The organism is Streptomyces sp. 6N223 (genome assembly GCF_052246635.1).
Classification (GTDB): Bacteria; Actinomycetota; Actinomycetes; order Streptomycetales; family Streptomycetaceae; genus Streptomyces.
This window is the reverse complement of record NZ_JBQQCA010000016.1, coordinates 1-24,704: the sequence shown is the minus strand read 5'-3', so window position 1 is coordinate 24,704 and position 24,704 is coordinate 1. Positions and strand designations below refer to the sequence as shown.

Below are 24,704 nucleotides of genomic sequence, written 5' to 3'. Positions count from 1 at the left end.
CCAGCCTAGTGGTCAGCGGAGGCGGGCCATCAGCGCATGCTCGACGAGGGTGATCAGGGTCGACTTCGCCTCGGCACGCACCCGCGCGTCGGTGGTGATGATCGGGGCGTCGGGGCCGATCTGGAGCGCCTCGCGGACCTCCTCGGGGGAGTACGGCTGGTGGCCGTCGAAGCCGTTGAGCGCGATCACGAACGGCAGCCCGGAGTTCTCGAAGTAGTCCACCGCCGGGAAACAGTCCGCCAGACGCCGGGTGTCCACCAGGACGACAGCCCCGATGGCGCCGCGGACGAGGTCGTCCCACATGAACCAGAACCGGTCCTGCCCGGGCGTGCCGAACAGGTACAGGATCAGGTCCTGGTCGAGGGTGATCCGGCCGAAGTCCATCGCCACCGTCGTGGTCGTCTTCCCCGACGTGTGCGTCAGATCGTCGATCCCCGCCGAGGCCGACGTCATCACCGCTTCGGTGCGCAGCGGGTTGATCTCCGAGACCGACCCCACGAACGTGGTCTTCCCCACGCCGAACCCGCCCGCGATCACGATCTTCGCGGAGGTCGTGGAACGAGCCGGCGCGGAGAGCGTCGCGTCGTTAGAGCTTGCGAAGTCCACTGAGCACCCTTTCGAGCAGTGTCACGTCTGGCTGACCGCCGGGCTCCCCGTCGTGACCCGGCTGGTGGATGGCGACGAGCCCGGCCTCGGCCAGATCCGCCACCAGGATCCGGGCGACACCGAGGGGAATGGTGAGGAGGGCGGAGACCTCGGCGACGGACTTGACCTCGTAGCACAGCTGGCAGATCCGCTGGTGCTCCGGGAGCTGGCCCGTCAGGCGCGAGGGGTCGGCCGTCGTGCTCACCAGCGCCTCGATGGCGAGCTGGTACCGCGGCCGGGTCCGGCCGCCCGTCATCGCGTAGGGACGCACCAGGGGCTGCGGCGGTTCGCTGTCGGGAATGCGACGGCGTGGCTGGGACGGTGGCTCGGCGGGCGCGGGCGGGCGGGGCCGCTGCGGGTGGCGCGGCGGGCGCGCCTGGCTCGGCGGCGTCCACTCCTGGCCCGAAGGCCTGCCCTGCGCGGGCGGGGGCGTCGGCGGGCCCTCGTGGGCCGGGCGCGGGCGGGAGCCGCTGGGGGCGGAAGGGAAGTTGAAGCGACCCTGCCGCCCGCTGCCGGGTGGCTGCGCCTGGTACTCGTTGCCGTACTCATCGCCGTACGGTCCGCCTGGGGGCGTTGCCACTTCGTCCTCCTCCGACTGCCGTGTCACGTCGTCCGCAGGTGCCGGTCAGCACCCTATGGTGCGCGGCTGACATCCGCACAACCCAACCGGAAGCCAATCCGCACAAGGTGTCCCTTAGTTGAGCAGACTTCCTTGGAGTTCCGCTCGCAGATCGGGAGTCAGCACCGCACCCGCCCGATCCACCAGCAATGCCATCTCATACCCCACCAGACCGATATCCGCCTCCGGATGCGCCAGCACCGCCAACGACGACCCATCCGAAATCGACATAATGAACAAAAAACCCCGCTCCATCTCCACCACCGTCTGATTCACCGCACCCCCCTCAAAGATCCGCGACGCACCCGCCGTCAACGACGTCAACCCCGACGCCACCGCAGCCAACTGATCCGCACGATCCCGCGGAAACCCCTCCGACAACGCCAGCAACAAACCATCAGCCGACACCACCACCGTGTGCGACACCCCCGGCGTACTCTCCACGAAATTGGTGATCAACCAGTTCAGGTTCCGCGCCGCCTGACTCATCGGGCTCACACTAACGCTCCTGCTCCTAGGTGTGTCCGGGGCCGCTGCCCGGCTCGTCGTTCTGCGTGCCACGGTGCCCGCCGGCGCCGCGCCCCTGCTGTACTCCACGGTGCAGGCTGCTCAGCCTGCCGCGGACGTCCGCCGGATCACGGGAGATCTGGGCGCCGCCCTGGGCGGGCTCCGGGGAGGGGTGCTCTGTGAGGTTGGCCCGTGGCACCCGCCTGGGAAGTCCGGAGGCCGTCGTGCCGCCGACGCGCTCCTCGCGCCGCGGCCCGCGGTCCCACCGCACCTCCCCCGGCGGCCGTTCCTCCGCCACGGGCTCCTCCCGCAGTCGCTGTGCCGGGTCCTCCTCGGGCTGCCACTGTCCATCGCGGCGCGGGAGTCCCGCACTGGTTGTGGAGCGGTACTCCGCCGCGACTGGGTCTGGTCCAGTGAAGCCTACGCGCTGCGCGCCGTCAGTGGGACCGGCTTGAAAAGATTCTGTGTGCGGCACGTCGTTGAGCGGGACGGACGGCGGGAAGGTGCCGAAATCCGGCCGCCGGGGCGGGGGTTGGTCGTACGGCTGGTCGTGGACGGGCGGCTCCGGCGCGGGGACGGGAGATGACGTGGCCGCGGAGGGCGGGCTATGGCGTTCGTCGCGTCGCGGCGGGCGGCCCAGGGAGTCGAGTTCGACGGTGTCGCCGAACCCCGGCGCGGGGGCCACGGCCGGGCCGGGGGCCGGCGGGGTCCGCGGCGTGGCGCCGGGCGAGCCATTGGGCGCGGGGCTGGCGTACCGCGAGTCGTCGAAGCCGAGTTCGGCCGCGGTGCGGGGCCGGCGCAGCCGCTGCGACTCGGTGTCCGGGATGTCGGAGGTGTACGGCCCCTCGGGAACGATCCGGGAGACCGTGAACTCCTCCTCCGGCGGCTGCTTCTGACCGCCTCCGCCGTGGGTGATGGGCTCCGGCAGCATCACGAGCGCGGTGGTGCCGGTCTGCTCGCCCGACGGCCGCAGCTGGACGCGGATGCCGTGCCGCTCCGCGAGGCGGCCGACCACGTACAGGCCCATGCGCCGCGAGATGTCGGCGTCCACGGCGGGCGGGCTGGCGAGCCGGCCGTTGATCTCGGCGAAGTCGTCCTGGGTGAGACCGATTCCCTTGTCGTGGATCTCGATCATCACCCTGCCGTCGGGCAGCCGGGTGGCCGTGACACGGACCCGGGTGTGCGGGGAGGAGAAGACGGTGGCGTTCTCCAGCAACTCGGCCAGCAGGTGCACCAGGTCGTTGACGACCGCTCCGTGGATCTCGCACTCGGGAACGCCGGACAGCTCGATCCGCTCGTACGCCTCCACCTCGGAGCCGGCGGCGCGCATCACGTCCACCAGCGGCACCGGCTGGTTCCAGCGGTGGCCGGGCTCCTCGCCCGCGAGGACCAGCAGGTTCTCGCCGTTGCGCCGCATGCGGGTCGCGAGGTGGTCGAGCTTGAAGAGGTTCTCCAGTTGCTCGGGGTCGGCCTCGTTGGTCTCCAGAGCCCCGATCAGGGCGAGCTGACGCTCGATCAGGCCCTGGTTGCGGCCGGAGAGGTTGGCGAAGATGGCGTTGACGTTGCCGCGCAGCAGCGCCTGCTCGGCGGCGAGGCGCACGGCCTCGCGGTGGACCTGCTCGAAGGCGCGTGCCACCTCGCCGATCTCGTCGCGGCTGTTGATGGGGATGGACGCCACCCGGGTGTCGACCTCGCCGGGGTTGGTGCGCGAGAGCTGGTCGACCACGGCGGGCAGCCGCTGCCCGGCCACCTCGAACGCCGCGCCGCGCAGCCGGCGCATGTTCCGGCTCATCGAGCGGGCCATGAGCCCGGCGAGGACGAACGCCAGGAGCAGGCTGGCGACGACGATGGCGGAGTTGACGATCACGTCGCGGCGGGCGGTGGCGGCGATGTCCCGGGCCTCGGCCACGGCGTGGTCGACGAGCGCCTGCTCGACGTCGCGGTAGGCGGTGAACTCGGCGGTGGCGGCGGCGAACCAGCTGTCGGGGGTGATGCGCTCACCGGCCAGGTCGCCCGGGGCGGCGCCGCTGCTGATGCGCTCGACCATGCGCGCGAGGACGGGCGCGTCGGACTCGGCGGCCATCCGGGCCTCGGCCTCGTCCATGGCCTCCTGCAGCCCGGTCCGGTCCTCGGGCGTGCCGGCGGTGTAGAACTCGGCGAGCGCGACGTTCTCCAGGTAGGCGTAGGAGCCGAAGGCGGTGAGCTGGGCCCTGGCCTCGTCCTCGCCGGGGCCGGGGGCTATCAGCAGGTGGGTGCCGATCGCGCGCTGGAGGGAGCTGGCGGACTTCGACAGCGAGACGGCGTAGACCGTGCGGCCGTAGGAGGTGACGTTTCCGCTGCCCAGCCGCAGCTCGTTGGCGAAGGTCATCAGCGGGTGCTGGAGTACGACGTACCCCTCCTCGGTCTGCGCCTCGCCCAGCGCGTCGGTGTACGCGGCCGCGCGCAGCGGCTCCAGCTCCGGCTCCGCCTGGCGCACGTCGTCGATGCGGCGCCTGATGCCGTCGGTGCGCGGCGCCCGCTCGACCGCGGCCCAGAACTCGTCGGCGGCGGCGTCGGTGGCGCCGCGGGCCTCGGCGATGACGGGGTCCTCGCGGTCGCCCTCCAGCAGCGGGCGGGCGGTGACGTCGCGCTCGTCGATCAGCGCGTGGGCGTACGCCGTGGAGGCGCGCACCAGCTCGGCTATCCGCTCGGCGTCGTCGGCCTCCTGCGAGGTCCGGTAGGCGTCGGCGACCCGCAGGCCGCCGAAGGCCAGGGCGAGGAGGACCGGGATGAGGAGGATGGCGTAGAGCTTGGTCGCCACGCGCCAGTTGCGCGGGGCCAGCCTGCCGCCGCTGGGCCCGGGGTCGGCGGCCGGCCGGGGCGCGACGGGATCCTCCGTGCGGGCGGCGCCGGACACGGCGGTCGCTGGGGTGAAGTTGCCTCGGGTGGCCGTTCGGGTGTCTCCCGGCCCCCCGGGCGTCGAGGGCGTCGCCTTGCTGCGCCTCACGGGCCACTCACCTCTCGGCTTCGGCTCGCCGTTTCTGGTCGGCCGTCCTTACTGCGGGGTTGTGGGGATTCCAGCACGTCAGGTCCGGGTTTTCCAATCCCCCAAACCGCTCGCTTTCCGGCCGTGGGAAAGAACACACGAGCGAAGACGTCCGAATTCCGCCCCGTCGCTCAGTGCAGCCGGGCGAGGAGGGCGTGTTCGACGAGGGTGATAAGGGTGGACTTGGCCTCGGTCCGCATGCGGGCGTCGGTGGTGATGATGGGCACGCCGGGGCCGATCTGGAGCGCCTCGCGGACCTCCTCGGGGGCGTACGGCTGGTGGCCGTCGAAGCCGTTGAGCGCGATCACGAACGGCAGCCCGGAGTTCTCGAAGTAGTCCACCGCCGGGAAACAGTCCGCCAGACGGCGCGTGTCCACCAGCACCACCGCGCCAATGGCGCCGCGCACCAGGTCGTCCCACATGAACCAGAACCGGTCCTGCCCGGGCGTGCCGAACAGGTACAGGATCAGATCCTGGTCCAGCGTGATCCGGCCAAAGTCCATCGCCACCGTCGTGGTCGTCTTCCCCGACGTGTGCGTCAGATCGTCGATCCCCGCCGAGGCCGACGTCATCACCGCTTCGGTGCGCAGCGGGTTGATCTCCGACACCGACCCCACGAACGTGGTCTTCCCCACGCCGAACCCGCCCGCGATCACGATCTTCGCGGAGGTCGTCGAACGCGCCGGGACCGGGGGGCCCTGGCTGACGCCGTTAGAGCTTGCGAAGTCCACTGAGCACCCTTTCGAGCAGTGTCACGTCTGGCTGACCGCCGGGCTCCCCGTCGTGACCCGGCTGGTGGATGGCGACGAGCCCCGCCTCGGCCAGATCGGCCACCAGGATCCGGGCGACGCCCAGCGGAATGCCCACCAGGGCGGAGACCTCGGCGACGGACTTCACCTCAAGGCAGAGCTGGCAGATCCGCTGGTGCTCCGGCAGCAGACCCTGCAGCTGCATCGGCTCCGCGGTAGTGCTCACCAGCGCCTCGATCGCCAGCTGGTACCGCGGCCGGGTCCGGCCACCCGTCATCGCGTACGGGCGCACCAGGGGCTGGTCGCCCTCGTCGTAGGCGCCATAGTGCTGCGGAACACCGTACGAGCCCTGCGGGGGTGGCGGGGTGGTCATGGCTCCTCCGAGCGGGACATGAGGTGGTCTGGTGGTAAGTGAGGTGCTCATGTGGGGGGAGCGTAGGGTCAGTTAAGCAGACTTCCTTGGAGTTCCGCTCGCAGATCGGGAGTCAGCACCGCACCCGCCCGATCCACCAGCAATGCCATCTCATACCCCACCAGACCGATATCCGCCTCCGGATGCGCCAGCACCGCCAACGACGACCCATCCGAAATCGACATAATGAACAAAAAACCCCGCTCCATCTCCACCACCGTCTGATTCACCGCACCCCCCTCAAAGATCCGCGACGCACCCGCCGTCAACGACGTCAACCCCGACGCCACCGCAGCCAACTGATCCGCACGATCCCGCGGAAACCCCTCCGACAACGCCAGCAACAAACCATCAGCCGACACCACCACCGTGTGCGACACCCCCGGCGTACTCTCCACGAAATTGGTGATCAACCAGTTCAGGTTCCGCGCCGCCTGACTCATCGGGCTCACACTAAGCTCCTACTGGTACCTGGGACCGAGGTCCCGATCCGTCTGCCCGGCCGAGGAACCGGCCTGGCGACCCTGCTGAATCCCACGGCGGAGGTTGGTCAGCCGCCCCCGGACCGCGTCCGGGGCGCGCGAGACCACCGGTCCCGCCGGAGCCTCCGGCTGCTCCGACTGGGCCGCGCCCGGCACGAGATTGGCCCGGGGAACGCGCCGTGGCAGGCCGGAGGTGGTGACGCCGCCCGCCGAGGGCTCGCGCAGCTGCTCGGCCTGCCGCCAGCGCTCGTCGTTGGGCGACGGGCGCCACGGGGCGCCGACGCCCGTGCCCGCGCTGGTGCTGCCGGACGCCTCCGCGCTCTCCGTCGCCGCCGCCTGCCGCGAGGCGGCCGGAGGCACGGCGGAGGCCGGCTGGTCGGGGCGGGGCGGGGGCACGGGGGCCGGGGCGGGCGCCGCGGCGGGCTCGGGGGGTTGGGTGTCGGTCTGGGTGGTACTGGTCTGGGTGGTGCCGGTCTGCGTGCCGGCCTGCGTGCCGGTCGAATCCGGGGGCGAGGCGGCGGGCGGCACGACGGCGCGCCGCGTGCCGAACCAGGTGGACTCCCTCTCCTCGAAGATGGGCGTGCGCTCCGGGGCGCGCTCGGGGGCCGACGCCGGCAGCGGGTCGGTGAGCTCGTCGGGGCGCCGGGCCGGGCCCGGCCGCGCGGCCGGCGGCTGAGCGAGGGGCGTCTCCCCGGTCTCCTGGGGATCGCGGGTTTCCCGCGGCCCGCCGGGCTCCTGGTCCTGCGGCACGCGCGGCACGGGACCGGTCGCGTCGGCCGCGCCGTTCATGGTGAATTCGGCCGTGTCCTCGGGCCTGGCGTCGGGTCCCTGCGCGAGCCCGGCCGGTGCGCCCATGGCCGTCTCGTCGCGCTCGTCGTGCTCGTCGTGCTCGCGCGGCCGGTCGGTGGCCGGGAAGGGGACGGCTCGGCCGCTCCCGGTGTCCTCGCTGCTCGCCCAGCTCGGCCGCGGCCCGGCGGGGGCGACGGCCGGGTTCTCGCCCGTCTCCTGCCGGTCCGCGCGGCCGGGCAGTTCGCCCGAGGACGCCCCCGCGGGAACGCCGGCACCGCCGGCTCCAGGACGCGACGGCAGCGCGGGACGTTCGGCGCCGCCGGGCACCGAACCCCTGGGCGGCATCGGCTTGTTGAGGCTGCCCAGGCTGCCGCGGCCCCCACGGCCGCGGCCCGGCAGCCGCACGGTGCCCTCGCTGCTGATGTCGGAGGCCGGGGTCCCGGCCGGCGGGCGCCGCATCGTCGGGTTGTCGCGCAGCAGCGTGGCCGAGGGCTGGCCGGACCCGGTGGTCGCCCCGGTCGGCCTGCCGCCGCGCCCGGCGCCCTGCGCCACGTCGGCGGGGAGCATGACCAGGGCGGTGGTGCCGCCGGAGTCGGAGGGCCGCAGCTGGATGCGGATGCCGTGCCGCAGCGAGAGGCGGCCGACCACGAACAGGCCCATGCGGCGGGAGACGGAGACGTCCACGGTCGGCGGGTTGGCCAGCCGGTCGTTGATCTCCGCCAGGTCCTCGGGCGACAGGCCGATGCCGGTGTCGTGGATCTCCACCAGGATCCGCCCGTCCGGCAGGGAGTGGCCGGTGACCTTCACCTTGGTCTGCGGCGAGGAGAAGGAGGTGGCGTTCTCCAGCAGCTCCGCCAGCAGGTGCACCAGGTCGTTGACGACGCGCCCGGCGACGTCCGTCTTGGGGACGGCGGACAGCTCGATGCGTTCGTACTGCTCCACCTCGGAGGCGGCGGCGCGCAGCACGTCCACCAGCGGCACGGGGCGGGTCCACCGGCGGCCCGGCTCCTCGCCCGCGAGGACCAGCAGGTTCTCGCCGTTGCGCCGCATGCGGGTCGCGAGGTGGTCGAGCTTGAAGAGCGAGGAGAGCTGGTCGGGGTCGGCCTCTCGGGACTCCAGTTCGGATATGAGGGACAGCTGCCGCTGGATGAGGCCCTGGCTGCGGCGCGAGAGGTTGGTGAACATCGCGTTGACGTTGCCGCGCAGCAGCGCCTGCTCGCCCGCGAGCCTGACCGCCTCCCGGTGCACGTCGTCGAACGCCTGGGCCACCCTGCCGATCTCGTCGCGGGTGTAGACGCCGACCGGCTCGACGGAGGTGTCCACGTCCTGCGGGTCGGCCTCGGACATCTGCTTGACGACCTCGGGCAGCCGCTTGCGCGCGACCTCCTGCGCGGTGTCCTGCAGGCGGCGCAGCGAGCGGACCATGGAGCGGGCGACGACGAAGGCGCCGATGAGGGTGAAGCCCAGGACGAGGAGGGTGATCGCGCCGTTGATCAGCGCGTCGCGCTCGGCCTGGTCCCGCAGCTCCTTCGACTGGGCCCTCAGATCCGACAGCAGGCCCTGCTCGATGACGTCCATCCGCTCGATCTCGGCGCTGGACTCGTCGTACCACTCCATGTAGGAGGGCTGCTCGAAGTTGCGGATGCCGTCCGGCGCGGCGAAGACGTGGGCGGCGAACTGGTTGGCCCGTGTGATGTTGGGGACGCTGCCGTTCTCGATCGGAGCCAGCAGCTCCTGTGCCTCCTCCGGCACCGGGTGGACCTGGGCGAAGCCCCCGAGCGCGGAGTCCTCCCGCCGGTAGAAGGTGCGGCCGTAACGCCAGTCCCTCTCGGAGAGCCCGACCTCCTCGCCCAGCTCCGCTCGGGCCAGGCCCGCCGTGATGATGGCGCGCTGGATCGAGGCGGCCTCCTTGGCCTCGGAGAACGTCGACAGGGCGCGCGTGTACTGGATCATCTCGCTGTTGCTGGTGGCCTGGGCCATGTCCAGGGAGAGGGACAGCAGCGCGTCGATGAGCTGGTTGTAGCGGGAGACGGTGTCCGAGACGCTGTCGGGGTCGACGTACGCGTCGTCCCGGAGTTCGCTGATCTCGCCCAGGCGCCGCTGGATGTCGAGGACCGTGGCGTGAACGCCGCGCATCTGCTTGTCCTCGACGGAGATGTCCGCGCTGGCTCGCTGGAACGACGCCAGCGCGGCGTCGGTCCGGTCGCGGGGCGCGGCGACCTCCTCGTCCTTCTCGCCCTCCCCGCTGACCAGCGGGCCCGCGGAGCGGTCGCGCTCGGCCTGGAGAGCCAGGGAGAGGGCGGTCGCCTTGTCGGTCATCTCGGTGAGGATGTCCATGTTTTCCAGCTGCTCGATGTCCTCCATCGAGTTCTGGATGCGCAGCGCCCCGAAGAAGGTCGCGGCGACGACGGGGAGCACGATCAGCGAGATCAGGCGGGTGCTGATGCTCCAGTTGCGCAGGCGCAGCCGGGAGCCCGATCGGGTGTTCCGGGGCGCCGGCGTCTCGTCGAGGTCGTCGTCCGGGTCGCCCGGGGGCGAGTGCGACGCGGCGAAGCTGTCGGCGTTCGCGGTGCTCCCGCCGCTCGCGGCGCCCGCGGCGTTCTCCGCGTGCTCGCGCCCGGATTCCCACGCCCGGCCGCCAGCCAGGGCAGGCCCGGCGGAGGAGCCGCGGTCCTCGGTGCCGCTCAGCTCCGCATCCTCCGCAGCGCTGCCTTCCCTCTTGAAACGTCCCTGCACTAGCGTCGCAACCTTATGGACCAGGCGCCGCGCCGCGGATGCGGCGGGGCGATGTCTGCGGGGGGCCTGCATGCCCCATCACGGTCGGTGGGCAACCGACGCGGTCCTGACGGGCCAGCCGGTGCGTGACGCCTGGTGTGGGCCCCGCACTGAGCTGCTGTTCCGCGACGGTCCGTGGAATTCCAGCACAGTGGCCGAACTCCAACAAGGGCCCGGAATAGTCCCGTGACCTGTATGACGCTGCGGATCCTCGGCATCACTGCGGGTTGACCATCATGCACGGACATTTCGGACGATCCCCGCGGGGCATTCGTCGGAACGCTCTCATCCGGCGCGCCCGGGACGAGGTGAAGAGTGATGGATCATTCGTGAATGCACCCCTTTGACGCACCGCTCGAACGCGGCGGGATGCCCCTTTTGTCGGAGTCCTCGTGAGAAAGCTCACACGACACCCCTGGCTGACTGCGCGCGCGGCCCGGGTACGGGATGTCTAGGCTCGGCTTTACAAAGAGCCGTGACATGACAACCGAACGACCAGAGGCAGACCACCTGTGAAGAGCACGATGACCATGCGCGCCATCGCCAATCCGCAGCGCACCACTCTCGCACACCTGCGGGACACCGCGGGACTCGCCCCCGGCGTAACGCCGTTGGCCCGCGCGGACGAGCTCCCCGACAGGACGGCCAACCCCCGGCGCACCGTCGTCACCGAGCAGCACGAGAGCGCCCAGGGCGACGCGGCGGCCGCGCCCCGGGAGTTGGAGGCGGCCCTGCGCGCCTAGGCGCTCTCGGGCACGTTCGTCGTTCGCCTGACCCGCGCCGCTAGCCCTGCCAGCTGTTGGGGGCGCGGTAGGCGCGGAGGCGTTCCAGGCGGCGCCAGGCGGCCGGGCTGCGGTCCCTCACCGCAACCCTGCCGTCTGACGCGTCCGCGGGGTGTGCGGCGGCACGGGCCATCAGCAGGGCGGTGATCGCGGCCAGCTCCTCGTCGCTGGCCTGTCCCTTCTCGACGCGGACGAGGCGGGGCTCGGTGCTCATCGGGCTCTCCTGGGGGAGGTCGGCGGCGGTCATTGGGGCGGGTTGCCGTGCTTGCGGGCGGGCAGATCGGCGTGCTTGGTGCGCAGCATCGCCAGGGAGCGGATGAGGACCTCGCGGGTCTCGGCCGGCTCGATCACGTCCTCCACCAGGCCGCGCTCGGCGGCGTAGTAGGGGTGCATCAGCTCGGCCTTGTACTCCTTGACCATGCGCGAGCGCATCGCCTCGGGGTCCTCGGCGGAGGCGATCTGGCGGCGGAAGACGACGTTGGCCGCGCCCTCCGCGCCCATCACCGCGATCTCGTTGGTGGGCCAGGCGAAGGTCAGGTCGGCGCCGACGGACTGCGAGTCCATCACGATGTACGCGCCGCCGTACGCCTTGCGCAGCACGACCGAGATGCGCGGCACGGTGGCGTTGCAGTAGGCGTACAGCAGCTTCGCGCCGTGCCGGATGATGCCGCCGTGCTCCTGGTCGACGCCGGGGAGGAAGCCGGGCACGTCCAGCAGCGTGACGAGCGGGATGTTGAAGGCGTCGCACATCTGGACGAAGCGGGCGGCCTTCTCGGAGGCGGCGATGTCGAGCACGCCGGCCATCGACTGCGGCTGGTTGGCGATGACGCCCACCACCTGGCCGTCGAGGCGGGCCAGGGCGCAGATGATGTTGACCGCCCAGCGCTCGTGGACCTCCAGGAGCTCCCCGTCGTCCACCAGCTCCTCGATCACCGACCGCATGTCGTAGGGGCGGTTGCCGTCCGCCGGGACCAGGTCGAGCAGGGACTCGCAGCGCCGGTCGGCGGGGTCCTCCGTCGCCACGGCGGGCGGGTTCTCGCGGTTGTTGGCGGGCAGCAGCGACAGCAGGTACCGCACCTCCTCCAGGCACGACTCCTCGTCGTCGTAGGCGAAGTGCGCCACGCCCGAGGTCTCGGCGTGGACATCGGCGCCGCCCAGCCCGTTGTGGGTCACCTGCGCGCCGGTCACCGCCTGCACCACGTCGGGTCCGGTGATGAACATCTGCGCCGTCTCCCGCACCATGAAGACGAAGTCCGTCAGCGCCGGGGAGTACGCCGCGCCGCCGGCGCAGGGGCCGAGCATGACGGAGATCTGCGGGATGACGCCCGAGGCCTTGGTGTTGCGCTGGAAGATGCCGCCGTATCCGGCGAGCGCGGCGACGCCCTCCTGGATGCGGGCGCCGGCGCCGTCGTTGAGCGAGACCAGCGGCGCGCCGGCCGTGATGGCCATGTCCATGATCTTGTGGATCTTCGCGGCGTGTGCCTCGCCGAGGGCACCGCCGAAGACGCGGAAGTCGTGGGCGTAGACGAACACCTGGCGCCCGTGGACCGTGCCCCATCCCGTGATGACGCCGTCGGTGTAGGGCCGCTTCTCCTCAAGGCCGAAGCCGGTGGCACGGTGGCGCCGCAGCGCTCCTATCTCCCGGAAGGAACCCTCGTCCAGCAGCAGCGCGATGCGCTCGCGCGCGGTGAGCTTGCCCTTGGCTCGCTGTGCCTGCGTCGCCTTCTCGCTGGGTCCGCGCAGCACCTCCTCGCGGATCGCGCGCAGCTCCAGCACCCGCCCCCGTGCGTCGGCGGCCTGCTCCGTAACGGCCTGTTCGGTCATGTACAGACCCTATGAAAAACGGCGCCACTTCGCCCTCGTCAGTTCCGTACAGTCTCCGCAGCGATTTCATGGCCGCGCTGGACATAACCGAGGCGTGTGGCGTGGGCCGTGCAGGGAAACCACTGGACGGGCCGCCGGGGCGTTGGAGGTATTCCACAACGCCCCGGCCGCCTGGCGGAAACCCGCGGTTCACTCGGTGGGGGTGAGCCCCGCCCGCAGCAGGCCGTAGGTGTAGGCGTCGTCCAGCGCCTGCCAGGAGGCGGCGATGACGTTCTCGGCCACGCCGACCGTGGACCACTCGGTGGTGCCGTCGCTGGTGGTGATCAGCACGCGGGTCGTGGACTGGGTGCCGTGCGTGCCCTCCAGGATCCGGACACGGTAGTCCACGAGCGTCAGCCGGGCCAACTCGGGGAAGATCCGCTCCAGGCCGCCGCGCAGCGCGCGGTCGAGGGCGTTGACCGGGCCGTTGCCCTCGCCGCTGGCGAGGATGCGCTCGCCCTTGGCCCACAGCTTGACGGTGGCCTCGTTCTCGACCGCGCCGCCGTCGGCGCGCCGGTCGGTGATCGTGCGCCAGGACTCCAGGCGGAAGAAGCGGCCGGCGCCGGGCGTGAGCTCCTCGCGCATCAGCAGCTCGAACGAGGCGTCGGCCGCCTCGTAGCTGAAGCCCTTGAGCTCCTGCTGCTTGACGCGCTCCACGATCCGGCCGACGAGGTCGCGGTCGCCGGCCAGGTCGTACCCCAGCTCCTTGCCCTTCAGCTCGACGGAGGCCCGGCCGGCCATGTCGGAGACGAGCATCCGCATGGAGTTGCCGACGCGCTCGGGGTCGATGTGCTGGTAGAGGTCGGGGTCGACCTTGATGGCGGAGGCGTGGAGCCCGGCCTTGTGGGCGAAGGCGGAGACGCCGACGTAGGGCTGGTGGGTGGCCGGGGTGATGTTGACGACCTCGGCGATGGCGTGGGAGATGCGGGTCATCTCGGCCAGGGCGCCGGGCGGCAGCACCCTGCGGTCGTACTTCAGCTCCAGGGCGGCGACGACGGGGAAGAGGTTGGCGTTGCCGACGCGCTCGCCGTAGCCGTTGGCGGTGCACTGCACGTGGGTGGCGCCGGCGTCGACGGCGGCGAGGGTGTTGGCGACGGCGCAGCCGCTGTCGTCCTGGGCGTGGATCCCGATGCGGGCGCCGGTGTCGGCGACCACGGTGCGCACCACGGCCTGCACCTGGGAGGGCAGCATGCCGCCGTTGGTGTCGCAGAGCACCACGACGTCGGCGCCGGCGCGGTGGGCGGCGAGCACCACGCGCAGGGCGTAGCCGGGGTTGGCGGCGTAGCCGTCGAAGAAGTGCTCGCAGTCGACGAAGACACGGCGGCCCTGGGCGCGCAGGTAGGCCACGGTGTCGTGCACCATGGCGAGGTTCTCCTCCAGGGTGGTGCGCAGCGCCAGCTCCACGTGGCGGTCGTGGGACTTGGCCACGAGGGTCACGACGGGGGCCCCGGAGTCCAGCAGCGCGCCCACCTGCGGATCGCTCTCGGCGGTGGTGCCGGCCTTGCGGGTGGCGCCGAAGGCCACGAGCTGGGCGTTGCGGAAGGTGATCTCCTCGCGGGCGCGGCGGAAGAACTCGGTGTCGCGGGGGTTGGCTCCGGGCCAGCCGCCCTCGACGAAGCCCACGCCGAACTCGTCCAGGTGGCGCGCGATGGTGAGCTTGTCCGCGACGGTGAAGTTGATGCCCTCACGCTGGGCGCCGTCGCGCAGTGTGGTGTCGAAGACGTGGAAGGCGTCGCTGGGGGCGGGCTCTGTCATGGGGGTGGCTCCTGTCGGGGACTGGCGTCGGGGGCTGGCACAGAAAACGAAAAGACCCCTCGCGGGTGCGAGAGGTCTGCGCGCGGGTCTGGGACGCGGATTACCGCGGACCGGCGCGCTGGTCGCCAATAATCATGACGGGCGGCAGCACGGGAGCAGTGTGGCACACTTCCGCTCCCGTGCCGTGGGCCGTCTCACGATGCGGGACGCCTGCGGCGGGCCTGGCCACCCGTCCGCCACCGCCGACGCCGACGACGCGGACTTCGCCGCCCGGCGGGCTGGAGACGCGCCGCGGGGTGGCGGGTGTCGGGTGGCGGGTGGCGGGTGGCGGGTGGCGGGTGGCGGGTGAGGATGCGACACGCCTGTGGCGGGGTCGCCGCCCAGCCGCGCCCGCCGCACCGCGACGGCCCGGGGCGTTGCCGCGCGGCGCGAAGCATTCGCCGCCCCAGCGGGCGTGTCCGCCTTCGGCGGGAAGCATTCGCCACCGGCCGGGCGCGTTCGTCCCGCCCGGCGGGCGTGTGACACCACCGGCGGGGCGCGTTCGCCACCGGCGGGAAGCGTTGGCCGCCCTGCGGGCGGGGACGCGCCGCCGGGTGGCGGGGCTGGGGACGGGCGGCTCGTGCCGGCGTCAGCCGGCGCGGTGCATCCAGCCGTGGCTGTCCTCGTGGCGCCCGGTCTGGATGCCGAGGAGGATCTCGCGCAGCCGCATGGTGATGTCGCCGGGCTCGCCGTCGCCGACGGTCCAGGACGCGTCGGAGGACCTGACCGTGCCGACCGGCGTGATGACGGCGGCGGTGCCGCAGGCGAAGACCTCGCTGATGCTGCCGTCGGCGTTGCCCCGCTGCCACTCCTCGACGGAGATGCGGGTCTCCTCGGTGGCGTATCCGAGGTCGGCGGCGATGGTCAGCAGCGAGTCGCGGGTGATGCCGGGCAGCAGCGCGCCGGTCAGCTCGGGGGTGACGATGCGGGCCGTCTCGCCGGTGCCGCGCACGAAGTAGAGGTTCATGCCGCCCATCTCCTCGACCCAGCGGCGTTCGGCGGCGTCGAGCCAGACCACCTGGTCGCAGCCGTGCTGGTTGGCCTCGGCCTGGGCGGCGAAGGCCGCGGCGTAGTTGCCGGCGCACTTGGCCTCGCCGGTGCCGCCGGGGGCGGCGCGGACGTACTCCTTGGACAGCCAGACGGAGACCGGCTTGATGCCGCGGGAGAAGTACGCCCCGGCCGGGGAGGCGATGAGCATGAAGAGGTACTCGCTGGCGGGGCGGTTGATGCCGAGCCCGACCTCGGTGGCGAACATGAAGGGGCGCAGGTAGAGCGACTCCTCGCCCGGGCTGGGGACCCACGCCTGGTCCTGGGCGAGGAGGACGTCGATGGCCTCGACGAAGGTCTCCACCGGCAGCTCCGGCATGGCCAGGCGGCGGGCGGAGCGCTGGAAGCGGCGGGCGTTGGCGTCGGGCCGGAAGACGGCGACGGAGCCGTCGGGCTGGCGGTACGCCTTGAGCCCCTCGAAGATCTCCTGTCCGTAGTGGAGGGCCATGGTCGCGGGGTCGAGCTGGAGCGGCGCGTACGGGGTGAGCTGGGCGTCGTGCCAGCCGCGGCCCTCGGTGTAGCGGATGGTGACCATGTGGTCGGTGAAGTACCGGCCGAAGCCGGGGTCGGCGAGGGCGGCCTCGCGTTCCGCGACGGAGGACAGCTGGCCGGAGGGCTTCAGCTCGAAGGCGATGCGGGGCGTCGTCGGCGTGGTCATGTGAGCGCGTCCTTCACTGAGTGTCACTGAGTGTCGTGGCGGACCCGCGTGCCCGCCCCGTTGCGGTACTAGGACGTCCGAGCATCGGGGGATGCCGGGCCGCGCGTCGATTATCGCGCGGGTCCGTGGGACGTGGGTCCTCGTTGTGGTGCTGCGAGTGGCACCCAGCTTCGGGCGGTTCGCGCCGCCGGGCGCCTGGTGCCCGGCGGCGGAGTCGCGTCCGCGGCGGGCTAGCCGGCTACTCGGGCCGCCAGCGCGTCGCCGACGGCGTCGGTGGAACGCGGGCTGCCGGCGTCGCGCCCGGCCAGGTCGGCGGTGACGGCGTCCTCGATGCGGACGGCCTCCGCCTCGTGGCCGAGGTGGCGCAGCAGCAGGGCGGCCGACAGCACGGTGGCGGTCGGGTCGGCCTTGCCGGTGCCGGCGATGTCCGGCGCGGAGCCGTGGACCGGCTCGAACATCGAGGGGAAGGTGCGGGCCGGGTTGATGTTCCCGGAGGCCGCGAGGCCGATGCCGCCGGTGACGGCCGCGGCCAGGTCGGTGAGGATGTCGCCGAACAGGTTGTCGGTGACGATGACGTCGAACCGCTCGGGCTGGGTGACGAGGAAGATCGTCGCGGCGTCGACGTGCAGGTAGTCGGTGGTGACCTGCGGGTACTCCTGGCCGACGCGTGTGACGGTGTTCTGCCACAGGTGGCCGGCGTGGACCAGGACGTTGTTCTTGTGGACCAGGGTCAGCTTCCTGCGGGGCCGGGCGGCGGCCCGCTCGAAGGCGTCGCGCACGACGCGCTCCACGCCGTAGGCGGTGTTGATGCTGACCTCGGTGGCGACCTCGGCGGGCGTGCCGGTGCGCATCGAGCCGCCGTTGCCGACGTACGGGCCCTCGGTGCCCTCGCGGACGACGACGAAGTCGATGTCGGGCCGCCCGGCCAGCGGGGTCGGGGTGTTGGGGAAGAGCCTGCTCGGCCGGAGGTTGACGTAGTGGTCGAAGGCGAAGCGCAGCTTCAGCAGCAGGCCGCGCTCCAGCACGCCGGAGGGCACGGAGGGGTCGCCGACCGCGCCCAGCAGGATGGCGTCGTGGCCTCGCAGGCGCTCCAGCTCGGCGTCGGGGAGGGTCTCCCCCGTCGCATGCCAGCGCCGGGCGCCCAGCTCGTACTCGGTGGTCTCCAGTTTGACGTCGCCGGGGAGGGCGGCGCCGAGGACCTTCAGCCCCTGCGCGACCACCTCAGGGCCGATGCCGTCACCGGGAATCACCGCGAGATCGATAGTCCGAGCCATGGCAGGACCATACGCGCCGTCCCACGCCCCGGGCGCCGCTCGTCCACGATGCGGACGGGCCGGGCGCCCCGGGGCGGCGGCGGTCAGTGGCCGAACGCCCCGCCGTTGTCCCGCCGGTCCAGGGCGCGTTGTACCGCGAGGGCGGCGTGGCGGCGGCTGTCGTCGTCCGTGACCGTGGCGTACGCGGGCGTCCGCCCGGCGGTGGGGCTCGGGGCGTGGGCGGTGTCGGGCGGGGCGGTGTCGTGGGCAACGGGAGACATAAGCAGCTCAGCTCCGGGGGGCGGGTCGATCCGTGCGGCCTCCACAAAGCTAGCGACAGATGATGGTGCTGTCTCCCCAGATACTCGACCGTCCTACTATGTGAGACGGGTGACGTCGCGATCACGCCAGGTGCGGGCATCACCCCATGTGCGGGTAGCGGTAGTCGGTCGGAGGCACCTGGGTCTCCTTGATGGAGCGCGGCGAGACCCAGCGCAGCAGGTTGAACTTCGAGCCCGCCTTGTCGTTGGTGCCGGAGGCGCGGGCGCCGCCGAAGGGCTGCTGGCCGACGACGGAGCCGGTGGGCTTGTCGTTGATGTAGAAGTTGCCCGCCGCGTAGCGCAGCCGCTCGCCGGCCGCCGCGGCCACCGCCCGGTCGCGGGTGAGGACGGCGCCGGTCAGGGCGTAGGGCGCCACGGACTCCATCTGGTCCAGCATCGCCTCGAACGCGCCGTCCGCGCCGTCGTCGTAGACGTGCACGGCGATGATCGGGCCGAAGTACTCGGTGCTGAACACCTCGTTGTCCGGATCCGTGCAGGCGATGACGGTGGGTTGGACGAAGTAGCCGACCGAGTCGTCGTAGCCGCCGCCCGCGACGATCTCGCAGGTGGGGTCGGCCTTGGCGCGGTCGATGGCGGCCTTGCTCTTGGCGAAGGCGCGCTCGTCGATCACGGCGGCCAGGAAGTTGGCGAGGTCGCACGGGTCGCCCATGGGCAGCGCCTCGGCCTCGGCGGCGACCTCCTCGCGCAGGCCGCCCTCCCACAGCGAGCGCGGCAGGTAGGCCCGGGAGGCAGCGGAGCACTTCTGCCCCTGGTACTCGAAGGCGCCGCGGGTGATGGCCGTCTTCACCACGCCCGGGTCGGCGCTGGCGTGGGCGACGATGAAGTCCTTGCCGCCGGTCTCGCCGACGATGCGCGGGTAGTTCCGGTACCGCTCGATGTTGGCGCCGACCTCGCGCCACAGGTACTGGAAGGTCCTGGTCGATCCGGTGAAGTGGATCCCGGCCAGGTCGGGGTGGCGCAGCGCCACCTCGGACAGCTCGCGGCCGTCGCCGGTGACGAGGTTGATGACGCCGGGCGGCAGGCCCGCCTCCTCCAGCAGCCGCATCAGCAGCACGGCGGCGTGGGTCTGGGTGGGCGAGGGCTTCCACACCACCACGTTGCCCATGAGGGCGGGGGCGGTCGGCAGGTTCCCGGCGATCGCCGTGAAGTTGAAGGGGGTGATGGCGTAGACGAAGCCCTCCAGCGGGCGGAAGTCCATGCGGTTCCACACGCCCTTGGGCTGGACCGGCGGCTGCTCGGCCAGGATCTCGCGGGCGAAGTGGACGTTGAAACGCCAGAAGTCGATCAGCTCGCACGGCGCGTCGATCTCGGCCTGCTGGATGGTCTTGGACTGGCCGAGCATGGTGGAGGCGGCGATCGTCTCGCGCCAGGGGCCCGACAGCAGCTCGGCGGCCTTGAGGAAGACGGCGGCGCGGTCGTCGAAGGCGAGGGCGCGCCAGGCGGGGGCGGCGGCGAGCGCGGCGGCGATGGCGTCGTGGGCGTCGTCGCGGGTCGCGTGCGCGCTGGTGCCCAGGCGCGCCTTGTGCTTGTGGGGCTGCACGACGTCGAAGCGCTCGCCGCCCGCCATCCGCCGCACGCCGCCGATGGTCATGGGCAGCTCGACGGGGTTCTCGGCCAGCTCCTTCAGCTTCCGCTCCAGGCGGGCGCGCTCCGGGGTGCCGGGGGCGTAGGTGTGCACCGGCTCGTTGACCGGCGCGGGAACCTGGGTCACAGCGTCCATCGGGGGTCTCCCAATCCGTGCTCGATGCGTGCTCGTGTGTCAGCTCCGGGTGAGGAGCGATCGTGCGAAGAAGGCCAGGTTGGCGGGGCGCTCGGCGAGGCGTCGCATGAAGTAGGCGTACCAGTCCGTGCCGTAGGGGACGTATACCCGCACGCGGTGGCCCTGCTCCGCCAGTCGCCGCTGCTCGGCCTCGCGGACGCCGAAGAGCATCTGGAACTCGTACGCGTCCCGGTCCCGGCCGGAGCGGGCCGCCAGCGCCTGGGCCACGGCCAGCAGGCGCGGGTCGTGGGTGGCGACCATGGCGTAGCCGGGGCCCGCCAGCAGGACCTTCAGGCAGCGGACGTACGCCCGGTCCACCTCGCGGCGGCCGGAGTAGGCGACGGCGGCCGGCTCGCGGTAGGCGCCCTTGACCAGGCGCACCCGGGCGCCGGCAGCGGTCAGCACCTGGCAGTCGGCCTCGGTCCGGTAGAGGTACGACTGCACGACGGCCCCCGTCTGCGGGAAGCGCTCCCGCAGCGCGCCGAGGATCGCGAGCGTCGAGTCGACCGTGGTGTGGTCCTCCATGTCCAGGGTGACCGTCGTGCCCGCCGCCGCGGCGGCCTCCACCACGGGGAGGACATTCCGGTACGCGATGTCGTGGCCGCCGGGGAGCGCCTGCCCGAAGGCGGACAGCTTCACCGACATCTCGGCCCTCACTCCCAGCCTCTCACCGGTCAGGGCCTCGGCGAGCGACAGGTAGGCGTCGCGGCTGCGCATCGCCTGGGCGCGGTCGGTGACGTCCTCGCCGAGGTGGTCGAGGGTGACGTCGAAGCCGCGGGCGGCCAGCGCGCGGGTGGTGGCCAGCGCCTGGCCGAGCCGCTCCCCCGCCACGAAGCGGTCCACCACCTGCCGGGTCACGGGGGCGGCGGAGACGAGGCGCCGGACGCTGTCGCTGCGGGCGGCGGCGAGCAGCACCGGTCCCAGGACGGGCATGGTCACGGGCACCTCCGGTGAGGCGGTCGGTCGCCGGCGCCGGCGAATCCGCCGGCCCATCAAGGATCGCCCGGATCGGCGGCCGGGGACAGCCTCTCAGGGGCGTTCGAGGCGGACCAGTTCGAGGCGTTCGCCGCCGGCGCCGGCCTCCTCCTCGGCGACGAGGCCCACGCCCCTGGCGTAGAACTTGTGCTCCACGACCTTCGGCTCCAGGGGGGTGGTGTCCCGGGTCTTCAGGACGTTCTCGTAGGAGCCCTGGGGGACGTCGGCGGTCGCGACCAGGCTCAGCACCTCGCCCCTGTCCTCGGCCACGCCGGGGGCGTTCTCCTGGCTGTAGGTGTCGCCGGGCTGGGGGTCGCCCGGCATGACGATGCCGGGGCTGGCGCCGTCCCTGCCCGCCTCCCAGGAGCCCTCGCGGCTGACGACCTCGCCGTACCTGATGTCGCGGGAGTCCTCGCCGAAGTACCAGACGTTGCCCTGGCGGTCCTGGGCGAACCAGTCGCGGGTGTCCTCGATCAGCTCGCCCTCGCGGTAGACGCGGTCGCGGACGACGGTCGCGGTGACGCCCAGGATGGTGCGGGTCTGACGGGTGACCTCGACCACGGCCCGCTCCCGGCCGTCGCCGCCGGTTCCCTCGTAGGTGAGGGTGGTGCCCGGTTCGAGCGGCATGTAGAGGTTGGTGATCCGGCGGACGAAGTCGTCGGGGTCCACCTTCTCCGCCGGCGTGGGCGAGGGGACCGCGGCCTCCCGCGCCACCTCGCGGGCGCCGGTGGTGTCCCTGCCGTCCTGTTCCTGGCCGGCGCAGGCCGGGGCGGTCGACGCCGCGAGCAGGGCGAGGGCGGCGAGGGCCCGCCGCCGCGTGGATGGGCTCACTGTTCCTCCGCTGTTGTTCTGGCTCTCCGGATATCGGCGCCTTTGTCGCTGTGCGCTGTGCCCTCATCCTGGGACGGCGGCCGGGTCCGCGGACCGTCGGCGCGGCGTTCCGACGCGCGTCGGCCCGAAGTGCCACACGCATGGCGGCGGGCACCTCGCGACGGCCCCGCGACGGTACAGACGGTTTACTCACCCAGCGCGAACCGCTATGTTCCGAGTGGGAGCGCTCCCAACCCCCACTCGAACGCATCGCCCCACTCGAGAGGAACGATCCCTGTGCGCACCCCAAGAGCCGCGCAATCCCCCACACGTCGCCGGTCGCGGGCGCCCTGGCTGCTCGCCACGGGCGCGGCCCTGGGCGGCATGCTCGCCTGGTCCGCCCTCGCCTCCGCCCAGGGCGCCCCGCTGGAGGAGAGCCGGGGCAGCGCCCCGCGCGACACCGGGACGGCCGAGCTGCCGGACGACACCGTCTTCTACAACCACCCCGGAGCCGTCCACGAATGGGTCGCCGCCAACCCCGACGACCCGCGTACGGCGCTGATTGAGGAGCGGATAGCCAACACGCCCACGGCCACCTGGCTGTCCAACTACGAGCCGGAGACCGTCACGGCTGAGGTCTCCGAGATCACCTCCGCCGCCGAGGCGGCCGGGCAGGTCCCGGTGCTCGTCTCGTACATGATCCCCAACCGCGACTGCGGCGGGGCGTCGGCGGGCGGGGCTCCCGACTTCGCCAGCTACCTGAGCTGGGCCGAGGGCTTCGCCGCCGGGCTGGGCAGCGGCCCGGTCGCGGTGATCCTGGAGCCGGACTCGATCGCGCTCACCACGTGCCTCGACGAGGCGGGCATCGCCGAGCGCTTCGGCGCGCTGGCCCAGGCCGCGGACACCATCCACGCCGCCAACCCCCAGGCGCAGGTCTACTTCGACGCGGGCCACTCCGCCTGGCACGACCCGGCCACGATCGCGGAGCTGCTGCGCCAGGCGGGCGTGCTGGAGAGCGGCAACGGCATCTACTCCAACGCCTCCAACTACAACACCACCGAGAACGAGGTCGCCTTCACCGAGGCCGTACTGGCGGAGCTCGCCGACCCGGAGCTGCGGGCGGTCATCGACACCAGCCGCAACGGCGCCGGGCCCGCGCCCAACGAGGAGTGGTGCGACCCGGCCGACCGGCTGCTCGGCGACAACCCGACCGTGAGCACCGGCAGCGAGCAGGTCGACGCCTTCCTGTGGATCAAGCGGCCGGGCGAGCTGGACGGCTGCGCCGGCGCGGCGGGCTCGTTCTCGCCGGACAAGGCGTACGAGTTGGCAGGCGGCTGACGCGTCCCCCAGCGGGCGACAAGCGTCAGCAGGTCTGCCCCGGTCCGGTGCCGCCCCCGCCTTCCCGGGCGGCACCGGTCCACCGGGCCGCCGTCAGTCCTCCAGGTTGACGGCCCGGGCGGAGGAGGCGCCGATCTCCTGAGCGATCTCGGTGAGGACGGGCACCGGGATGGCATCGTCCACGGTGAGGGCGATCAGCGCCTCCCCGCCCTCCTCGGCGCGGGCCACCTGCATCCCGGCGATGTTGATGCCGGCCTCGCCGAGGATCCGGCCGAGCGTGCCGACCACGCCGGGGCGGTCGGTGTAGCGCAGGAACGCCATGTGCTCGGCGACGGAGAGGTCCACCGTGTGGTCGCCGATGCCGACGAGCTTCTGCAGGTGCTTGGGCCCGGCCAGGGTGCCGGAGGCGGAGACGACCTCGCCGCTGGCGAGCGTGCCGCGCACGGTGATCATGTTCCGGTGGTCGGGCGACTCCGAGCTGGTGGTCAGCCGCACCTCGACGCCGCGCTCCTGCGCGAAGAGCGGGGCGTTGACGTAGGAGACGGTCTCGGCCACGACGTCCTCGAAGACGCCCTTGAGCGCGGAGAGCTCCAGCACCTTCACGTCGTGCTGGGTGATCTCCCCGCGGACCTCGACGTCGAGGCGGGTGGCGACCTCCCCGGCCAGCGCCGTGAAGATCCGGCCCAGCTTCTCGGCCAGCGGCAGGCCGGGCCGCACGTCCTCGGCGATGACGCCGCCCTGCACGTTGACGGCGTCCGGGACGAGTTCGCCGGCGAGGGCGAGGCGCACCGACCTGGCCACGGCCAGGCCCGCCTTCTCCTGGGCCTCGCCGGTGGAGGCGCCCAGGTGCGGGGTGGAGACGACCTGGTCGAACTCGAAGAGCGGGGAGTCGGTGCACGGCTCGCTGGCGTAGACGTCCAGGCCGGCGCCGGCGACGCGGCCCTCCTTGAGCGCGCTGAGCAGCGCCGCCTCGTCGACGATGCCGCCGCGGGCGGCGTTGATGATGCGGACGCCCGGCTTGACCTTGTGCAGCGCCTCGTCGCCGATGAGGCCCAGCGTCTCGGGGGTCCTGGGGAGGTGGACGGTGATGAAGTCGGCCTCGGCCAGCAGCTCGTCCAGCGACAGCAGCCGCACGCCGAGCTGGGCGGCGCGGGCGGGCTGGACGTACGGGTCGTAGGCGATCACCTTCATGCCGAACGCCTGCATGCGCTGGGCGACCAGCAGGCCGATGCGGCCCAGGCCCACCACGCCGAGGGTCTTCTCGGACAGCTCCACGCCGGTGTACTTGCTGCGCTTCCACTCGCCGCGCTTGAGGGCGGCGTTGGCCTGCGGGATGTTGCGCGCGCTGGAGATGATCAGGCCGCAGGCGAGCTCGGCGGCGGTCACGATGTTGGAGGTCGGGGCGTTCACCACCATGACGCCGGCCTTGGTGGCGGCGGCGACGTCCACGTTGTCCAGGCCGACGCCCGCGCGGGCGACGACCTTCAGGCGGCGGGCCGCGGCGATGGCCTGCTCGTTCACCTTGGTGGCGCTGCGGATCAGGATGGCGTCGACGTCGGCGATGGCGCTCAGCAGCTCGTCGCGGTTGGCGCCGTCGCAGTGCCGGATCTCGAAGTCCGGCCCCAGGGCGTCAACGGTGGCTGGAGAGAGCTCCTCGGCGATGAGTACGACAGGCTTGCTCGGCTTGCTCACTTCGGTCTCACTCGTCCTTTGCGAAAGGCCGGTCCCGGCGGCCGACGGCGGTGGAGGAGGGGGCGCTGCCGTGGCGTAACGCCCCCGGGCAGCCGCGTGGAGACGCACGACGCTGTGAGCCTGTGACGCGCTTGTGCGTGCAGTCTAGCGGCGGCGCCGCCGCGTACCAGCCCGGTCGGCCCGGCGGGGGTGCGCCGGCGCCGGCCGGGCCGGGAAACGTGGCTCGGTCCTAGCTCAGCCCTGCTCAGTCCTGCTCGTCGACCCAGCTCATGAGCTTGCGCAGCTCCTTGCCGGTGGTCTCCAGGAGGTGGTCGCCGTCGGCCTTCTTGTACTCGTTGTAGCGGGGCAGGCCGGCGTTGTACTCGGCCATCCAGTTGCGGGCGAAGCTG

Annotated in this window: 20 protein-coding genes and 1 pseudogene; 2 read left to right on the top strand and 19 right to left on the bottom strand. The window is 72.3% G+C overall.

Features of this window, described 5'->3' with window-relative positions:
* Nucleotides 1-12: 12 nt before the first annotated feature.
* The 8 genes from ACTWQH_RS12700 to ACTWQH_RS12665 all read right to left on the bottom strand — a co-directional run bounded on the left by ACTWQH_RS12700 (nt 13) and on the right by ACTWQH_RS12665 (nt 9,964).
* Nucleotides 13-606, bottom strand: a complete 594-nt coding sequence (locus ACTWQH_RS12700) for a GTP-binding protein (protein WP_443286575.1) — start codon at nt 604-606, stop codon at nt 13-15.
* Nucleotides 587-1,225, bottom strand: a complete 639-nt coding sequence (locus ACTWQH_RS12695) for a DUF742 domain-containing protein (RefSeq protein ID WP_443286574.1) — start codon at nt 1,223-1,225, stop codon at nt 587-589. Before ACTWQH_RS12695 ends, ACTWQH_RS12700 begins: the two co-directional genes overlap by 20 nt.
* 114 nt (nt 1,226-1,339) lie before the next feature.
* Entirely contained in the window at nt 1,340-1,753 is a 414-nt protein-coding gene (locus ACTWQH_RS12690) for a roadblock/LC7 domain-containing protein (protein WP_443221333.1), read from the bottom strand.
* 25 nt (nt 1,754-1,778) lie between these two features.
* Nucleotides 1,779-4,757: a nitrate- and nitrite sensing domain-containing protein gene (locus ACTWQH_RS12685; protein WP_443286573.1), complete on the bottom strand. Its 2,979-nt coding sequence runs from the start codon at nt 4,755-4,757 to the stop codon at nt 1,779-1,781.
* A gap of 170 nt (nt 4,758-4,927) precedes the next feature.
* Nucleotides 4,928-5,527, bottom strand: a complete 600-nt coding sequence (locus tag ACTWQH_RS12680; protein WP_443286572.1) for a GTP-binding protein — start codon at nt 5,525-5,527, stop codon at nt 4,928-4,930.
* On the bottom strand, nt 5,508-5,918 hold the full coding sequence (locus ACTWQH_RS12675; protein ID WP_443286571.1) for a DUF742 domain-containing protein: 411 nt from the start codon (nt 5,916-5,918) through the stop codon (nt 5,508-5,510). Before ACTWQH_RS12675 ends, ACTWQH_RS12680 begins: the two co-directional genes overlap by 20 nt.
* Nucleotides 5,919-5,986: 68 nt before the next feature.
* Complete coding sequence (locus tag ACTWQH_RS12670; protein ID WP_443221333.1) at nt 5,987-6,400, bottom strand: roadblock/LC7 domain-containing protein; 414 nt, start codon at nt 6,398-6,400, stop codon at nt 5,987-5,989.
* Between the two features lie 18 nt (nt 6,401-6,418).
* Complete coding sequence (locus tag ACTWQH_RS12665) at nt 6,419-9,964, bottom strand: nitrate- and nitrite sensing domain-containing protein (RefSeq protein ID WP_443286570.1); 3,546 nt, start codon at nt 9,962-9,964, stop codon at nt 6,419-6,421.
* A 551-nt stretch (nt 9,965-10,515) separates the two neighbouring features.
* Between ACTWQH_RS12665 and ACTWQH_RS12660 the strand changes: the two genes are divergently transcribed.
* Nucleotides 10,516-10,746, top strand: a complete 231-nt coding sequence (locus ACTWQH_RS12660; RefSeq protein WP_443286569.1) for a hypothetical protein — start codon at nt 10,516-10,518, stop codon at nt 10,744-10,746.
* A gap of 40 nt (nt 10,747-10,786) precedes the next feature.
* On the opposite strand, the gene ACTWQH_RS12655 is transcribed toward ACTWQH_RS12660, so the two are convergent.
* The 9 genes from ACTWQH_RS12655 to ACTWQH_RS12615 form a co-directional block, all read right to left on the bottom strand.
* Complete coding sequence (locus ACTWQH_RS12655; RefSeq protein ID WP_443286568.1) at nt 10,787-10,999, bottom strand: acyl-CoA carboxylase subunit epsilon; 213 nt, start codon at nt 10,997-10,999, stop codon at nt 10,787-10,789.
* Between the two features lie 29 nt (nt 11,000-11,028).
* On the bottom strand, nt 11,029-12,609 hold the full coding sequence (locus tag ACTWQH_RS12650) for an acyl-CoA carboxylase subunit beta (protein WP_443286567.1): 1,581 nt from the start codon (nt 12,607-12,609) through the stop codon (nt 11,029-11,031).
* 189 nt (nt 12,610-12,798) lie between these two features.
* Nucleotides 12,799-14,403 (bottom strand): citramalate synthase, encoded by a 1,605-nt coding sequence (cimA, locus tag ACTWQH_RS12645; RefSeq protein ID WP_443286566.1) that lies wholly within the window; start codon nt 14,401-14,403, stop codon nt 12,799-12,801.
* Nucleotides 14,404-15,031: 628 nt separating this feature from the next.
* Nucleotides 15,032-16,147 (bottom strand): branched-chain amino acid aminotransferase, encoded by a 1,116-nt coding sequence (locus ACTWQH_RS12640; RefSeq protein ID WP_443286565.1) that lies wholly within the window; start codon nt 16,145-16,147, stop codon nt 15,032-15,034.
* Nucleotides 16,148-16,377: 230 nt separating this feature from the next.
* Nucleotides 16,378-17,421 (bottom strand): 3-isopropylmalate dehydrogenase, encoded by a 1,044-nt coding sequence (locus ACTWQH_RS12635; RefSeq protein WP_443286564.1) that lies wholly within the window; start codon nt 17,419-17,421, stop codon nt 16,378-16,380.
* Nucleotides 17,422-17,504: 83 nt separating this feature from the next.
* Entirely contained in the window at nt 17,505-17,681 is a 177-nt protein-coding gene (locus tag ACTWQH_RS12630; protein WP_443286563.1) for a hypothetical protein, read from the bottom strand.
* Between the two features lie 139 nt (nt 17,682-17,820).
* On the bottom strand, nt 17,821-19,461 hold the full coding sequence (gene pruA / locus ACTWQH_RS12625) for an L-glutamate gamma-semialdehyde dehydrogenase (protein WP_443286562.1): 1,641 nt from the start codon (nt 19,459-19,461) through the stop codon (nt 17,821-17,823).
* 39 nt (nt 19,462-19,500) lie between these two features.
* Complete coding sequence (locus ACTWQH_RS12620; RefSeq protein WP_443286657.1) at nt 19,501-20,433, bottom strand: proline dehydrogenase family protein; 933 nt, start codon at nt 20,431-20,433, stop codon at nt 19,501-19,503.
* A 96-nt stretch (nt 20,434-20,529) separates the two neighbouring features.
* A complete protein-coding gene (locus tag ACTWQH_RS12615) occupies nt 20,530-21,306 on the bottom strand; it encodes a hypothetical protein (RefSeq protein ID WP_443286561.1) in 777 nt (258 codons plus the stop codon).
* 276 nt (nt 21,307-21,582) lie between these two features.
* On the opposite strand from ACTWQH_RS12615, the gene ACTWQH_RS12610 reads away from it, so the two are divergent.
* The gene (locus ACTWQH_RS12610) at nt 21,583-22,623 is read left to right on the top strand and encodes a glycoside hydrolase family 6 protein (protein ID WP_443286560.1); all 1,041 of its coding nucleotides are present in this window, start codon (nt 21,583-21,585) and stop codon (nt 22,621-22,623) included.
* Between the two features lie 93 nt (nt 22,624-22,716).
* Here the strand turns inward: ACTWQH_RS12610 and serA are convergent, their stop codons facing one another.
* Together serA and ACTWQH_RS12600 are read right to left on the bottom strand one after the other, a co-directional pair.
* Complete coding sequence (serA, locus tag ACTWQH_RS12605; protein ID WP_443286559.1) at nt 22,717-24,315, bottom strand: phosphoglycerate dehydrogenase; 1,599 nt, start codon at nt 24,313-24,315, stop codon at nt 22,717-22,719.
* Nucleotides 24,316-24,559: 244 nt separating this feature from the next.
* Nucleotides 24,560-24,704 (bottom strand): annotated as a pseudogene (locus ACTWQH_RS12600) (ketol-acid reductoisomerase); the annotation flags it as partial.

Coding starts and splice junctions, on each gene's coding strand:
- ACTWQH_RS12690 (WP_443221333.1), bottom strand. CDS start 1,753: ATGAGTCAGGCGGCGCGGAACCTGAACTGGTTGATCACCAATTTCGTG.
- ACTWQH_RS12675 (WP_443286571.1), bottom strand. CDS start 5,918: ATGACCACCCCGCCACCCCCGCAGGGCTCGTACGGTGTTCCGCAGCAC.
- ACTWQH_RS12670 (WP_443221333.1), bottom strand. CDS start 6,400: ATGAGTCAGGCGGCGCGGAACCTGAACTGGTTGATCACCAATTTCGTG.
- ACTWQH_RS12655 (WP_443286568.1), bottom strand. CDS start 10,999: ATGAGCACCGAGCCCCGCCTCGTCCGCGTCGAGAAGGGACAGGCCAGC.
- ACTWQH_RS12650 (WP_443286567.1), bottom strand. CDS start 12,609: ATGACCGAACAGGCCGTTACGGAGCAGGCCGCCGACGCACGGGGGCGG.
- cimA (WP_443286566.1), bottom strand. CDS start 14,403: ATGACAGAGCCCGCCCCCAGCGACGCCTTCCACGTCTTCGACACCACA.
- ACTWQH_RS12640 (WP_443286565.1), bottom strand. CDS start 16,147: ATGACCACGCCGACGACGCCCCGCATCGCCTTCGAGCTGAAGCCCTCC.
- ACTWQH_RS12635 (WP_443286564.1), bottom strand. CDS start 17,421: ATGGCTCGGACTATCGATCTCGCGGTGATTCCCGGTGACGGCATCGGC.
- ACTWQH_RS12630 (WP_443286563.1), bottom strand. CDS start 17,681: ATGTCTCCCGTTGCCCACGACACCGCCCCGCCCGACACCGCCCACGCC.
- pruA (WP_443286562.1), bottom strand. CDS start 19,461: ATGGACGCTGTGACCCAGGTTCCCGCGCCGGTCAACGAGCCGGTGCAC.
- ACTWQH_RS12620 (WP_443286657.1), bottom strand. CDS start 20,433: ATGCCCGTCCTGGGACCGGTGCTGCTCGCCGCCGCCCGCAGCGACAGC.